A 15063-nucleotide genomic window follows, 5' to 3' on the forward strand; every position below is an offset into this window, starting at 1 on the left:
AGACTGGAACCATGAGTATCGAGCTGAGCCCCGTCAAGCCCGAAGAATCAGAAATGCTGGTCGTGACCGGCATGTCAGGTGCCGGCCGCACCACGGCAGCACACGCCTTGGAGGACCAAGGCTGGTACGTGGTGGAGAACCTCCCGCCGCAGCTGTTGGGAACCCTCACCGACCTGGTGGCCCGCAACCCCGGGTCCATCCCGAAGCTCGCCGTTGTCATGGACGTGCGAAGTCGGGAACTGTTTGCCGCACTGCGGGAGAACCTGGGCCAACTCCGTGCCGCAGGCGTTGAATACCGGGTGTTGTTCCTCGACGCCAGCGATGAGCTGCTCATCCGCCGCTTCGAACAGGGACGTCGACCCCACCCGTTGCAAGGCGACGGACGGATTTCAGACGGCATTGCCGCAGAGCGCGAGGTCTTGAAGGAAATCAAGGACCACGCAGAGATCGTCATCGACACCACACCCTTGAACGTTCATGCCCTCGGGCGGTCGATCATCGAACTCTTCTCCGATTCGGGACCGGTGGTCCTGCGCCTGAACGTCATGAGCTTTGGTTTCAAATACGGGCTGCCGACCGACGCGAACTTCCTGGCAGATGTCAGGTTCATCCCGAACCCGCATTGGGTGCCCGCACTGCGCCCGCATACCGGCCAGGAGAAGGTCGTCAGCGACTACGTCCTCGAAGCCGACGGCACCGCAGATTTCATCTTCCACTATCTTGAAGCGCTCGAGCCGGTCCTCGAGGGGTACCGCCGGGAGAATAAGCACTACGCCACGATTGCCATCGGGTGCACGGGCGGTAAACACCGCTCGGTGGCCGTGACCGAAGAAATGGCCCGCCGACTCCGACAGGTCCCCAACGTCACGGTCATGGTCAACCACCGCGACTTGGGCCGGGAGTAAGGCCATGACGTTCCTCACGGGACAGATGCCGATGCTCCCACCCCGCCCGGTAGGGGCGGGAGACGAGATGACGACCATGCGAGTCGCCGCCCTCGGGGGAGGCCATGGACTTTCAGCTTCCCTATCGGCTCTCCGACGACTGACGAACGACATCACAGCGATCGTCACCGTGGCCGACGACGGGGGATCCTCCGGCCGGCTCCGCCGCGAGCTCGGCGTGTTGCCGCCCGGGGACCTCCGGATGGCCCTGGCCGCCCTGTGTGACGAATCAGATTGGGGCCGTACCTGGCGCGACGTCATGCAACACCGTTTCGTCGGCTCCGAAGGAGTCGAAACGTCGCTGGAAAACCATGCGGTGGGAAACTTGCTGATCGTGACCCTCTGGGAGCTGTTGGGCAATGCCGTGGCGGGACTGCGCTGGGCTGGTGCCTTGCTCGGCGCTCGGGGCGCCGTGCTGCCGATGAGCACCGTGCCACTAAATATTTCGGGAGAAGTCCTCACCACTACCGAAGGCGGAAGCCTATCGCGGCGGCGGATCCACGGTCAGGCGGCGTTGGCCGAAGCCGGGAACGACACCCTGGTCAGCAATGTTGCACTGTCGCCCTCCGACGCACCGGCCTGTCCCGAGGCGCTGGACGCCATTGAATTGGCTGACTGGGTCATCCTGGGGCCCGGCTCCTGGTACACCTCGGTCCTTCCGCATCTGCTGCTGCCCGAAATGCGCGATGCACTGCAGAACACCCCCGCTCGGCGACTCTTGACGATGAACCTGGTCACTGACACCCAAGAGACCTCGGGAATGACCGCTGCCGCTCATCTGGACGTGATTGCGCGGTACGCTCCCGACCTGAGAATTGACGCTGTTCTGGCCGATCCTTCATCCGTCGACGACGAACAGGCCTTCAGGGCGGCAGCCCGCAGACTGGGTGCCGAGTGCTTTTTCGGTAAGGTGGCTACTGGGCATGACCGTGCCGTCCACGAGCCCCTGCGGCTCGCGGCGGAGTATCAGGATGTCTTTGAGGCGTTTGCCCGCAATACAACGCGACGTGAGGAAGAATAGCCATGGCACTGACCGCTTCGGTCAAGGACGAGCTGTCCCGGCTGGACGTCAAGAAGTCCTCCGTACGTAAAGCCGAAGTGTCGGCGACCCTACGTTTCGCCGGGGGACTGCACATCATTTCGGGGCGCATCGTCATCGAGGCGGAAGTCGATCTAGCTGCGACCGCACGCCGCCTGCGTCAGGCCATTTCAGAGGTCTACGGGCATACCGCAGAAATCATCGTCGTCTCCGCTGGGGGACTGCGCCGGGGAAGCCGGTACGTCGTCCGGGTGGTTCGCGACGGGGAATCGCTGGCACGCCAGACCGGTTTGCTGGATGGTCGAGGACGCCCCGTGCGAGGCCTGCCGTCAGTGATCGTCAATGGTTCCACCGCCGACGCGGAAGCCGTCTGGCGCGGGGCCTTCCTCGCCCATGGTTCGCTGACCGAGCCCGGCCGTTCCTCGGCCCTGGAAGTGACCTGCCCGGGACCCGAGGCGGCCCTGGCCCTCGTGGGGGCGGCCCGACGGCTGGATATCGTTGCCAAGGCACGGGAAGTACGCGGAGTGGACCGCGTCGTCATCCGGGACGGCGATTCCATCGCTGCGTTGCTGACCCGTATGGGAGCCCACGACACCTTATTGGTGTGGGAGGAACGCCGCATGCGCAAGGAGGTCAGGGCAACCGCCAATCGTTTGGCGAACTTCGACGACGCCAACCTTCGCCGCTCCGCCCAAGCCGCGGTGGCTGCGGGCGCCCGAGTTGAACGGGCCTTGGAGATTTTGGGGGACGATGTCCCGGACCATCTGCAATACGCAGGTGCACTGCGGGTGGCCCATAAACAGGCCAGCCTGGACGAGCTCGGCCATCTGGCCGACCCGCCGATGACCAAGGACGCCATTGCCGGACGGATCCGTCGGTTGTTGGCGATGGCTGACCGCCGTGCCGCCGAGCTGGGAATACCCGGCACGGAGGCCAGCGTTACCGCAGATATGCTCGACGGCTGATCAAGCCGCTGGATTTCCGTCGCCGCGAGGCACGGGAAGCACTACCCACCAGCATGCCCGTTGAACGGGCATGTGAGAGATAAATGGAGGAGATCATGGCGAAGTACGAACTTCCTGACCTGCCGTATGACTACGCGGCGCTGGAGCCGAACATTTCCGCGCGCATCATGGAGCTGCACCACAGCAAGCACCACGCGACTTATGTTGCAGGAGCCAACACCGCGCTGGATAAGCTGGCTGAGGCCCGCGAGAAGGGCGAGTACGGCAACATCCCCAAGCTGTCCAAGGATCTGGCGTTCCACCTCGGTGGGCACACCAACCACTCGATCTTTTGGCAGAACCTGTCCCCAGAAGGCGGAGACAAGCCCGAGGGCGAGCTCGCAGCAGCCATCGACGACGCCTTCGGCTCGTTTGATGCCTTCCGCAACCACTTCACCAACGCCGCGCTGAGCCTGCAGGGCTCGGGTTGGGCGCTGCTGGCCTTCGAGGGCCTCGGCGAAAACCTGGTCATCGAGCAGCTCTACGACCAGCAGGGCAACGTCCCGGTGGGTACCACCCCGTTGCTGATGCTGGATATGTGGGAGCACGCCTTCTACCTGGACTACGTCAACGTCAAGGCCGATTACGTCAAGGCGTTCTGGAACATCGTGAACTGGGCCGACGTATCGGCTCGGTTCGCGGCTGCGCGCTCCGGCGCGAAGTCACTGATCGTTCCGGGAAAGTAGCAGGTTTTCCCCGGGTCCGCGGACCCGGGGAAACGAGCAGGTAACTTTCCTCACACATCGGACGCCTCATGGCGTAAGATGTTACCAACGGCTCGAGCGGGCCCCGTATCCGGTTTTCCCCGGGACGGGAGCCCGCTGAACCGGCCGGCCCACAGGCCGAAGACACAACGGGGTGTCGCAAAATTTCCATTGCCATCCCCGCGTCTTGATCTCCTTAACCCGGAGCACGGTGATGGCTACCTTCCGGCAAGGAGAATATTCACGTGACTACCCGTGTTGGCATCAATGGCTTCGGACGTATTGGCCGCAACTACTTGCGCGCCGCGCTCATGAACCAGGCAGATATCGAGATCGTCGCCATTAACGACCTGGCAGATATCGACAGCCTGGCCATGCTCTTGAAATACGATTCGGTCCTCGGCCGACTCTCCGAAGACGTTTCCGTCGATGGTGAAGACCTCGTCGTCGGTGAACACCACATCCGCATCCTCGCCGAGAAGGATCCTGCCAACCTGGGCTGGGGCGAACTCGGAGCAGACGTCGTCATCGAATCGACCGGCCGCTTCACCAAGGCCGAAGGCGCCCGCAAGCACCTCGAAGCCGGAGCCAAAAAGGTCATCATCTCCGCACCGGCCAAGGGCGAAGACATCACGATCGTGATGGGTGTCAACGACCACCTCTACGAGCCGGCGAACCACGACATCATCTCCAATGCCTCCTGCACCACCAACTGCCTCGGCCCCATGGTCAAGGTCCTCAACGACCAGTTCGGCATCGTCGACGGGCTCATGACCACCATCCACGCCTACACCGCCGATCAGAACCTGCAGGACGGCCCCCATAAGGACCCACGCCGGGCCCGGGCCGCAGCGCTGAACATGATCCCCACCTCGACCGGTGCCGCCAAGGCCATCGGCCGGGTCCTGCCCGAGCTCAAGGGCAAGCTCGACGGCTACGCCATGCGCGTTCCGGTCCCGACCGGATCCTCCACCGACCTGACGGTCACGTTGGCCCGCGAAACCACCGTCGAGGAAGTCAACGCGGCCTTCCGCGCTGCTGCCGAGGAGGGGACGCTGGCCCCCTACCTGAAGTACAACGAAGATCCGATTGTTTCCAGCGATATCGTCACCGACCCGCATTCGACGATCTTCGACGCACCGCTGACCAAGGTCATCGGCAGCACCGTGAAGGTCATCGGCTGGTACGACAACGAATTCGGATACTCCAGCCGTCTGGTGGACCTGACCGAATACGTCGGATCGAAGCTGGCATAGTCACGACGATCCGATAGCCTGAAGTCATGACTTCCAACACTCTCGACGATCTGCTCGCCGATGGTGTCCGTGGGCGGCACGTTCTGGTCCGTAGCGACCTGAACGTGCCGCTTGATGGCTCCACCGTCACCGACGACGGACGCGTCCGCGCGTCCCTTCCCGTCCTCGCGAAACTCTCCGAGGCCGGTGCCCGGGTCTTGGTGATGGCCCATCTGGGTCGTCCGAAGGGCGCCCCGGATCCGAAGTACTCCATCCGGCCTGCGGCGGACCGGCTGGCCGAGCTCGCCGATTTCGACGTCGAGGTCGCCCAGGACGTCGTGGGTAGCAGCGCCCGCGAACTCGCTGCCGGGTTGCAGGACGGGGCCGTTCTGATCTTGGAGAACGTCCGGTTCGATCCTCGCGAGACCAGCAAAAACGACGACGAACGGGCCTCCTTCGCTCGTGAACTGGCCGATTTGACCGGTGCTCATGGCGCCTACGTGGATGATGCCTTCGGTGCCGTGCACCGCAAGCACGCCTCCGTGGTCGATATTGCCCAGCTACTGCCCGCGTATCAGGGAGATCTGGTCAGGACCGAGATGGAAGTCCTCCGCCAGCTCACCGAAGCTCCACAGCGGCCCTACGTCGTCGTCCTGGGCGGTTCTAAGGTCTCTGACAAACTCGCGGTGATCGACCAGCTCCTCGGGCGCGCCGACCACCTGCTCATCGGTGGGGGCATGGCCTTCACCTTCCTCGCGGCCATGGGCTACCCGGTCGGGAAATCCCTGCTGGAGGAAGACCAACTGGAAACCGTGCGTGGATACCTGGCGCGGTCCAAGGAAACCGGCTGCGACATCATCCTGCCCACCGACGTGGTCGTCGCCTCTAAATTCGGCCCGGATGCCGAACACGAGGTACTTCCCGCCGATGCAATCGACAGCGGACGATTCGGTGCCAGCGGACTGGGCCTCGATATAGGCCCGGCCTCGGGTGAGGCATTCGTCAGCTACATCCGCTCCGCGAACACCGTTTTTTGGAACGGCCCCATGGGCGTCTTCGAACTCGAGGCCTTCTCCGGGGGAACCCGTGCCGTGGCTCAGGCTTTGGCCGATTCCGAAGCCTTCTCCGTCATCGGCGGAGGGGACTCCGCTGCGGCCGTACGTACGCTGGGCTTCAGCGACGATGACTTCGGCCATATCTCCACCGGAGGCGGGGCCAGCCTCGAATACTTGGAGGGCAAGGAATTGCCCGGACTTACTGCGCTCGAAGGGAACTAGCCACCTATGACCACCTCCACCAACGGCCAATTCGACCGAAAGCCGCTGATTGCCGGCAACTGGAAGATGAACATGGACCATGTTCAAGGCATCACGCTGCTGCAGAAACTGGCGTGGACGCTCGAGGACGCCAAACACGACTTCAACCGGGTCGAGGTCGCCGTCTTCCCTCCCTTCACCGATCTGCGCGGCGTCCAGACCCTGGTCGCCGGCGACGACCTGCCGGTCGTCTACGGGGGCCAAGATCTTTCACCCGAAGATTCCGGAGCCTTCACCGGGGATATCTCAGGGGCTTTCCTCTCCAAACTCGGGGCACGGTATGTCCTGGTCGGGCATAGCGAACGCCGGGCCATCCACGGCGAAACCGATGAGCTGTTGTCCCGCAAGGTTGCGGCAGCCTACAGGCATTCGATGGTGCCGGTGCTCTGCGTCGGTGAGGGGCTTGAGGTCAGGCAGGCCGGACGCCATGTCGAGCACACGCTCGAGCAGTTGCGTTCATCCCTGGCCGGGCTGGATGCCGCCCAGGCCGCCCACCTCGTCGTGGCCTACGAACCGGTGTGGGCCATCGGTACCGGAGAAGTCGCCGGTCCCGAGGATGCCCAGGAGATGGCCTCCGCGCTCCGCGCCGAGCTCGTCAAGATCTACGACGCCGACACGGCAGCAGGTATCCGCCTGCTCTATGGTGGCTCAGTCAAGGCCGCGAATGCCGCCGCAATCATGCGTGGCGCCGATGTCGACGGGCTGCTCGTGGGGGGTGCCAGCCTGGACGCCGCGGAATTTGCTAACATTATTAGGTTCGAGCATCATCTGGTGACGGACTAACCGGCTGCGGCCGTTCTCGACCGAAAGGTAGTAGTGGACACACTCAAGATTGTCCTGCAGGTGGTGTTGGGTCTCGTGAGCCTGTTGCTGGTCATGCTGATCCTGCTCCACAAAGGGCGCGGAGGCGGCATGTCGGACATGTTCGGCGGCGGTATGACCACCAGTCTCGGGTCCTCAGGCGTGGCCGAAAAGAACCTCAACCGGATCACTGTTGTCCTTGGCGTGTCCTGGGGTGCCGTCATCATTGCTCTGGGCATCATCATGCGCTTCAGCTCGGAGCTCTAGGACACCGAGTCCCTGCGGTGGCATCCCGTCCCCAGGACCGGTGCTGAGCGCCATAAAAACCATGAAGAGGCGGCTTCCCCACGGGGAAGCCGCCTCTTCGGCATTCTCTGGTTCGCCGTCCCGCTCAGCGTTCGCTGGCGGTCACGGAGCGTAGGTTGGTTTGGGCCAGGCCTTCACGCAGGACCTCGCCGAGGACTTCATCGGGGTCCAGACGACGGAGTTCTTCCGAGAGGCAGGCGGAGGTATTGCGCCGCGGCAGGGAGACCCGCTGGACCGCTTGTCCCGGCTGATACAGCTCAGCCACGTCGTCATGCGGGCGGGTCAGCACGACGTCGCCGTCGTCCCGCGAGAAACGTACGCTGCGCACTCCTGTCCCGTTGGACGAGGAGGCGATCGTGACCGGAATATCCAGGCGGAGCGTCAACCAGGCGGCCAGGAGCAGGACGCTGGGACTCGACGAGGAACCCTTGACCGTGGCGGCCGTCAGCTGTCCGGCGTCGAGTTGATCCAGCACCGCCGCCAACTGGGCCCGCCAGAGGGTTAACCGGGTCCACGCCAAATCGGTATCGCCGGCCACATGGCTTTTCGCCAACGCGAAGAGTGCCTTTTGGGGCTCATCCGCTGTCCGGCTATCGGTGATCCTGCGGTGGGCGATTTTACCGATGGCCGTTTCCGACGCGCATTCGGGCATCCCATGGGGCCACCAGGCGACGATGGGGGCGTCGGGCAGCAGGAGTGCGTTGACCAGTGATTCGTTGGCCGTGGCCAGTTCGCCGTCGGCATGGAGGACGATGACCTCCGAAGCGCCGGCATCTCCACCGACCCGAATCTGGGCGCTGAGGCTGGTGGGCGCACCCGTGGCACCCTCGACCACGACAATAATGCGGCACGGGTGTTCACGGCTGGCCAAATTGGCCGCGGCGATGGCCTCCTCCTCGAACCCCGACTGGGTCACGACCACCAGCGTCAACACCCGGCTTAAGGCGACGACGCCGCCGGTTTCACGCAGGTTCATGACCTTCTTGGCCACCTTCGAAGTGGTGGTGTTCGGCAGGTCTACGATCATGGCCGCCGCCACGTCCTTCCATCTCGTGCCAGCAGTTCATCGGCCGAACTCGGCCCCCAGCTTCCGGGGGCATAGGGTTCGGGTTGTTCATTCAGCCCGGCCCAGTATTCCTCGAACGGGTCGAGGATCTTCCAGGACAGCTCGACCTCCTGGTGCCGCGGGAACAGGGGCGGCTCGCCCAGGAGCACGTCAAGGATCAGGCGCTCATAGGCTTCGGGGCTCGACTCCGTGAAGGAGTGTCCGTAGCCGAAGTCCATGGTGACATCCCTGACCTCCATCTGGGTGCCCGGAACCTTCGAACCGAATCGGATGGTGGCGCCTTCGTCGGGCTGCACACGGATGACCACTGCGTTCTGACCGAATTCTTCCGAAGCATTGTCCCGGAAGAGCAGGTTGGGGGCACGTTTGAAGACGACGGCGATTTCGGTCACCCGTCGGCCCAGACGCTTGCCAGCCCGGAGGTAGAAGGGCACTCCCGACCAGCGGCGGGTGTTGATGTCCACACGGATGGCCGCATAGGTTTCCGTTTGCGAGTCAGGGTTGAAACCCTCCTCGTCGAGGAATCCGGTGACTTCTTCGCCCCCCTGCCAACCGCCGGTGTATTGCCCGCGGGCGGAATGACGTGAGAGATCCTCGGGAAGTTTGACGGCTGCGAGGACCTTTTCCTTTTCGGCCCGCAGATGTTCGGCGTTGAAGGAGATCGGCTCTTCCATGGCGGTCAGGGCCAGGAGTTGGAGCAGGTGGTTCTGGATGACATCGCGGGCGGCACCGACGCCGTCGTAGTAGCCTGCCCGGCCCCCGATACCGATGTCTTCGGCCATGGTGATCTGCACATGGTCGACGTAGTTCGCGTTCCACAGCGGTTCGAACAGTTGGTTGGCGAAACGAAGTGCCAACAGGTTCTGGACGGTTTCCTTGCCCAAGTAGTGGTCGATGCGGAAGACAGCATCGGGCGGAAAGACCGACTCCACGATGGTGTTCAGTTCGCGAGCCGATTCGAGATCATGACCGAAGGGCTTTTCGATGACCACGCGGCGCCAGGGGGCCTGCTCCTCGGCTGAGTCCGTGAGGATTTGCTCGTCCTGGGCCAGACCATGGCGGGAGAGCTGTTCGCAGACCTGCTCGAAGGAGTTCGGGGGGATCGAAAGGTAGAAGACGTGGTTCCCACGGGTCCCGCGCGAAACCTTGAGCTCATCCAGGGTTTCCCCGAGACGTTCGTAGGCCTCTTCATCTCCGAAACCACCGGTGACGAAGCGGAAACCTCCGGAGAGCTGAGCCCAGACCGTTTCGTTGAAAGGGGTCCTGGCGCTGGCCACAACCCATTCCCTGGCCTGGGCGACGAAGTCTTCGGGTGACCAGTCGCGGCGACCGAAACCGACGACGGCGAAGCTGGGCGGGAGGAGCCCGCGGTTGGCAAGGTCGTAGACGGCGGGGATGAGCTTCTTGCGGGCGAGGTCGCCGGTGACACCGAAGAATACGAGGGCAGATGGCCCGGCAATTCGGTTCAGGCGGCGGTCCCGACGATCGCGCAGGGGGTTATGCGCGCTGGTATCTGCCATGGGGTGCTTTCTGTGGTGAAAGAGCGGGGGAGCGGGCGGCCCTCAGGGGCCGCCCGCTGTCCCGATGCTACTGGTGGATTCCGGGCAGTGCGCTGATCGCGGCACGCAACTGGCGGATTCCTTCGTCCCGGGACCCCAAATGCAGGCGCAGGACCGGACGGCCGTTGTCAGCGAGCACTTGGGCGTCACCGGTGGCCTGGGCGGCGATCAACTCACCGAACGTAAACGGACGATCGGGAATGCTGATATCGGTATCCGAGTCGGCGGTGATCTGCAGGTACACCCCGATGCGGGGTCCTCCCTTATGGAACTGTCCGGTGGAGTGCAGGAAACGTGGTCCCCAGCCGAACGTCGTCGGACGGTTCGATGCCACCGCCAGGTCCTCACGCAGGGTCGCCAGATCGGCGTGACCGATGCGATCCACATACGCTTGGATGCTCAGGTAGCCATCGGCAGGCAGTGCGGCGAGCAGGTTAGCCACGGCATCGGTGACACCTGCCGCCCCTTCGAGCAGGCCCTCGGTAGCCCGAAGCTCGATATCGCCATCGACCAGCTGGGCGGCCTCCGGTTCGGGGGTAGCGTCGAGCAACCCACGGGCAGCGATCTTCGCCGCCTCCACATCGGGCTGGTCGAAGGGGTCAATACCCAACAGTTTGCCGGCGACGACCGTGGCATACTCCCACAACAGAATCTGGCTTCCCAACGAACCAGCAACATACACATGGTGTCCTTGGGTCGCGATGACCGGGTCTTCATCGTCGGAGACCAGATGGACGAGCAATACGTCGTCGGCCTGGTGGACTGTCTCCTCGGCGCCGGGTTCCACGACAACCGGCAGCAGCCCGGTCCCGTGCTTGCCGGTGGACTCGGCAATGAGCTGTTCGGCCCAATCGGCGAAGCCGACGATTCCGGAGCCCTCGTCGACGAAGACGATCTTATTGCGCAGCGGCGTGGTTCCGGCCAAGGCGGCACCCAGTGCTAGACCCAGATTGTCTTCGTCGTCGTCCGCCAGGAACTCCGCGGCTTCCTCCGCCTCGTCGAGCAGGGTCGCGATGTCGACACCGGCCAGCCCCGAAGGAACGAGTCCGAACGCCGTCAGCGCGGAATACCGTCCACCCACGTTGGGATCGGCGTTGAAGACCGCACGGTAGCCAGCCTTGCGGGAGGCTTCGTCCATCGGCGAACCCGGGTCGGTGACCACGATGATGCGCGATGCCGGATCGATGCCGGCGTCCTCGAACGCCTGCGAGAAGACACGGCGCTGGGAATCTGTTTCGACGGTCGAACCGGATTTGGAGGAGACCACCAGGGCCGTGGTCGCCAGCCGATCGGTCAGCGCATTCCCGACCATCTCGGGGTCGGTGCTATCCAAGACGATCAGTTCCACGTCGGCGGTGGCGGTGATGACCTCTGGTGCCAAGGAAGAGCCGCCCATGCCCGCCAAGACGATGCGGTCGATCCCGTCGGCCTGCAATTCTCGGCGCAAGTCCAGGATCGGCTCAACCAGGGGACGAGAGGTCTCGGCCAGATCGACCCAACCGAGGCGTTTGGACGCCTCGGACTGGGCATCGGGACCCCAGAGGGTGTCGTCCTTGGCTGCGATCCGAGAAGCGACCTTCTCGGCGACCAGGCCCGGCACATGGGCCTGGATGGCAGCTTGGGCGGCTCCGGTGGCCGTGAACCCTAGGGCGCTCATGCCGATGCCTTTCCTGCTGCTTCCAGTGCGTGGCGGACATCAGCGAGCAATTCAATCCAGGCCGCCTCGAACTTTTCCACTCCTTCGTTCTCCAGCAGGAGCACCACATCGTTGTAGTCGATGCCCAGGCCCGCGAGGGAATCCAAGACCTGGTTCGACTCGTCGTAGGTGCCGGTGATCGTGTCGCCGGTGACCTCGGCGTGGTCCGATGCGGCGTTCAAGGTCTTCTCTGGCATCGTGTTCACGACTTGCGGTGCCACCAGCCCGGTCACATACAACGTGTCCGGCAGCGAAGGATCCTTCACCCCGGTGGAGGCCCACAGCGGCCGCTGCGGCCTTGCACCGGAAGCAGCCAGGACGCTCCAGCGTTCGGAGGAGAAGTCCTCTTCGAAGACCTGGTAAGCCAGCCGGGCGTTGGCCAAACCGGCCTTGCCTTTGAGCGCGGTGGCCTCCTCGGTTCCGATGGCGTCGAGACGCTTATCGATTTCGGTGTCGACACGCGAGACGAAGAAGGAAGCAACGGAGTGGAGTTTGGAGAGATCGTGGCCGTTCTCCTTCGCCTGCTCCATGCCCGAGAGGAAGGCGTTGATGACTGCACGGTACCGTTCGAGCGAGAAGATCAGCGTGACGTTGACGCTGATGCCGGCGGCCAGCGTTGCCGTGATGGCCTCAAGTCCTTCGAGCGTGGCAGGAATCTTGATGAAGACGTTCTCGCGATCCACCTTGGCGGAGAGCTTTTTGGCTTCGGCAATGGTGGCTGCCGCGTCATGCGCCGAACGCGGGTCGACCTCGATCGAGACCCGCCCATCGATGCCCTTGCTGGCGGTGGCCACCGGGGCAAAGAGATCGCAGGCTTGGGTGACGTCCTGGGTGGTGATCTGGAAGACGGCTTCCTCGACGTCGGCGCCCGCAGCGGCGAGTTCGGCCACCTGCTCGGTGTAATCGGCATCGCCCTTGGACAGGGCAGCGGCGAAAATCGAGGGGTTCGTGGTCACGCCGACCACATTCTGTTCGCCAATGAGCTTCTGCAGCGATCCCGAGGTCAGGCGGGAGCGGGAGAGGTCATCGAGCCAGATGGAGACTCCGGCGTCGGAGAGGGCCTGGGTGTTGGGGTTGCTCATGAGATGGATCCTTCCAGGAGGGAAATGAGGTTTTGGGCCGTTCCTGCGGGTTCGGGTCACGGGAACGGAAACCGGTCGGCCACTTTTTCGTGACCGACCGGCATCGGGTTATTTCGCTGCGCTGATCGAGTCGCGGGCAGCCTGTGCCACCGCCTCGGCGGTGATACCGAACTCGGTGTAGAGGCGCTTATAGTCGGCGGAGGCACCGAAGTGTTCCAGCGAGACCATCCGGCCGGCGTCGCCGACCAGTTCGCGCCAGCCCTGGGCCACGCCTGCCTCGACACTGACTCGGGCCTTCACCGATGGCGGGAGGACCGAATCGCGGTAGGACTGATCCGTACGGTTGAACCACTCCACACAGGGCAACGAGACCACGCGGGCGGCGATGCCTTCTTCGGCCAGCGCCTCGCGGGCATTGACGGCGAGCTGGACTTCGGATCCGGTGCCCATCAGCACCACATCCGGGTCCACGACCTGACCGTCGCGCATGGCGTCAACGAACACGTACCCTCCCTGTGCAACGCCGGAAGCCGGGGCGAATCCTGGCTGGCTCCTGTCGTAGACCGGCAGTCCTTGACGTGAGAGCACCAGTCCTGCGGGGTTGGAGGTGTTCTCCAGAACCGTCTTCCAAGCCCAAGACACTTCGTTGGCATCTGCCGGACGGACCACGTCGAGGTTCGGGATGGCCCGCAGGGAGGCCAGTTGCTCGACCGGCTGGTGGGTCGGCCCGTCTTCGCCCAGACCGATGGAATCGTGGGTCCACACGTAGATGGACGGCACGCCCATCAGTGCCGAGAGACGGATGGCCGGACGCTGGTAGTCGGAGAAGATCAGGAATGTCCCGGAGAACGCGCGGGTCGGCGAGGCCAGGGTGATCCCGTTGACGATCGCTGCTGCGGCGTGCTCGCGGATGCCGAAGTGAAGGACACGTCCGTAGGGGTCGCCCTTCCATGAATCGGTCTGCTTGGTTTCGGGAATGAACGACGGCGCGGATTCGATGGTCGTGTTGTTCGAGCCGGCCAAGTCGGCCGAACCGCCCCAGAGCTCCGGCAGGACATCGGCGATGGCATTGATGACCTTGCCCGACGCTGCTCGGGTGGCCAGATCCTTACCTGCTTCGAACTCCGGGAGGTTCGCGTCCCACCCTTCGGGTAGTTTCCCTGCCTGGATGCGCTCGAGCAACGCGGCATTCTCCGGGTTGTCTGCCTTCCACGCGTCGAAGCCCTTCTGCCATTCGGCGTGGGCGGTGGCGCCGCGATCGGCGACCTCTCGGGCGTGGGCGAGCACCTTGTCGTCGAGGGCGAAGTGGGCGGCCGGGTCGAATCCCAGTTCCTTCTTCAGCGCTTCGAGCTCCTCGGTGCCCAGCTTTGAACCGTGGATGCCGCCGGTGTTCTTCTTCGTCGGCGCCGGCCAACCGATGATGGTGCGTAGCGAAATGATCGACGGGCGACTCGTTTCAGCCTTGGCCTCGTTGATGGCCAGATGCAGGGCTTCGATGTCTTCGACGTAGTTACCGGTCCGGGTCCAATCCACCCGCTGGGTGTGCCAGCCGTACGCGGAGTAACGGCCAAGCACGTCCTCGGTGAAGGAGACGTCCGTGTCGTCCTCGATCGAAATGTGGTTTTCGTCATAGATGACGACCAGGTTACCCAGTTCTTGGTGTCCGGCCAGTGAGGAAGCCTCGGAAGTGACACCCTCCTGCAAGTCGCCGTCGGAGGCGATCGCGAAGATGGAGTGGTCGAACGGGCTGGTACCAGCTGCCGCCTGCGGGTCGAGCATGCCGCGCATGCGACGCTGGGCATAGGCGAAACCGATGGCGGAGGACAGGCCCTGCCCCAACGGTCCGGTGGTGATCTCCACGCCGGCGGTGTGGCCGACCTCGGGGTGGCCGGGGGTGAGCGAACCCCACGTGCGCAGCGACTCGATGTCCTTCATTTCCAGCCCGTAACCGGAGAGGAAAAGCTGGAGGTAGAGCGTCAACGAGGTGTGGCCGGGGGAGAGGACGAACCGGTCACGGCCGATCCACTGCGGGTCGGCCGGGTCATGGCGCAGGTGTTGCTGGAAGAGGAGATAGGCCGCCGGGGCCAAGCTCATCGCCGTACCGGGGTGGCCGCTTCCGACCTTTTCCACCGCATCGGCCGCCAGGACGCGGATGCTGTCCACCGCCTGCTGATCCGATTCCGTCCACGACAATTCCCGAACATCTGACTGTGGCGCCACGAGGCGGCCCCTCTCTCTGGTCCTGTATTGGCGGTCGGTGCCGAAGAGTGGAGTCGGAGGAAGCGCAGATGCTGCACGCCCACGTAAGAAT

General features: G+C 63.9%; 13 protein-coding genes. 8 read left to right on the forward strand and 5 right to left on the reverse strand.

Features of this window, described 5'->3' with window-relative positions; genetic code table 11:
• The first annotated feature begins 11 nt into the window (after positions 1–11).
• The 8 genes from rapZ to secG all read left to right on the forward strand — a co-directional run bounded on the left by rapZ (position 12) and on the right by secG (position 7310).
• Positions 12–905, forward strand: a complete 894-nt coding sequence (gene rapZ / locus FM101_RS14665) for an RNase adapter RapZ (protein WP_087000979.1) — start codon at positions 12–14, stop codon at positions 903–905.
• A gap of 4 nt (positions 906–909) precedes the next feature.
• Entirely contained in the window at positions 910–1965 is a 1056-nt protein-coding gene (locus tag FM101_RS14670; protein ID WP_087000980.1) for a gluconeogenesis factor YvcK family protein, read from the forward strand.
• A 2-nt stretch (positions 1966–1967) separates the two neighbouring features.
• Complete coding sequence (gene whiA / locus FM101_RS14675) at positions 1968–2948, forward strand: DNA-binding protein WhiA (protein ID WP_087000982.1); 981 nt, start codon at positions 1968–1970, stop codon at positions 2946–2948.
• Between the two features lie 95 nt (positions 2949–3043).
• Entirely contained in the window at positions 3044–3673 is a 630-nt protein-coding gene (locus FM101_RS14680; RefSeq protein WP_087000984.1) for a superoxide dismutase, read from the forward strand.
• Between the two features lie 263 nt (positions 3674–3936).
• A complete protein-coding gene (gene gap / locus FM101_RS14685) occupies positions 3937–4947 on the forward strand; it encodes a type I glyceraldehyde-3-phosphate dehydrogenase (RefSeq protein ID WP_087000986.1) in 1011 nt (336 codons plus the stop codon).
• A gap of 26 nt (positions 4948–4973) precedes the next feature.
• A complete protein-coding gene (locus FM101_RS14690; RefSeq protein WP_087000988.1) occupies positions 4974–6203 on the forward strand; it encodes a phosphoglycerate kinase in 1230 nt (409 codons plus the stop codon).
• Positions 6204–6209: 6 nt separating this feature from the next.
• A complete protein-coding gene (gene tpiA / locus FM101_RS14695; protein WP_087000990.1) occupies positions 6210–7025 on the forward strand; it encodes a triose-phosphate isomerase in 816 nt (271 codons plus the stop codon).
• Between the two features lie 33 nt (positions 7026–7058).
• Complete coding sequence (secG, locus tag FM101_RS14700; RefSeq protein WP_087000992.1) at positions 7059–7310, forward strand: preprotein translocase subunit SecG; 252 nt, start codon at positions 7059–7061, stop codon at positions 7308–7310.
• Between the two features lie 124 nt (positions 7311–7434).
• Here the strand turns inward: secG and FM101_RS14705 are convergent, their stop codons facing one another.
• From FM101_RS14705 to tkt, 5 genes are all read right to left on the reverse strand, one after another.
• Positions 7435–8376 carry a glucose-6-phosphate dehydrogenase assembly protein OpcA gene (locus FM101_RS14705; RefSeq protein WP_087001176.1) on the reverse strand — a complete coding sequence of 314 codons (942 nt, stop codon included), beginning with the start codon at positions 8374–8376 and terminating at the stop codon, positions 7435–7437.
• Complete coding sequence (gene zwf, locus FM101_RS14710) at positions 8373–9935, reverse strand: glucose-6-phosphate dehydrogenase (protein WP_087000994.1); 1563 nt, start codon at positions 9933–9935, stop codon at positions 8373–8375. Before zwf ends, FM101_RS14705 begins: the two co-directional genes overlap by 4 nt.
• 67 nt (positions 9936–10002) lie before the next feature.
• Positions 10003–11631 (reverse strand): hypothetical protein, encoded by a 1629-nt coding sequence (locus FM101_RS14715; protein WP_087000996.1) that lies wholly within the window; start codon positions 11629–11631, stop codon positions 10003–10005.
• Positions 11628–12752, reverse strand: coding sequence for a transaldolase (gene tal / locus FM101_RS14720; protein WP_087000998.1), 1125 nt, complete (start codon positions 12750–12752; stop codon positions 11628–11630). Before tal ends, FM101_RS14715 begins: the two co-directional genes overlap by 4 nt.
• A gap of 108 nt (positions 12753–12860) precedes the next feature.
• Positions 12861–14972 carry a transketolase gene (gene tkt / locus FM101_RS14725; protein ID WP_087001000.1) on the reverse strand — a complete coding sequence of 704 codons (2112 nt, stop codon included), beginning with the start codon at positions 14970–14972 and terminating at the stop codon, positions 12861–12863.
• Positions 14973–15063: the final 91 nt, after the last annotated feature.

This window comes from Arthrobacter rhombi (genome assembly GCF_900163545.1).
In the GTDB taxonomy this organism is placed as follows: Bacteria; Actinomycetota; Actinomycetes; order Actinomycetales; family Micrococcaceae; genus Arthrobacter_H; species Arthrobacter_H rhombi_A.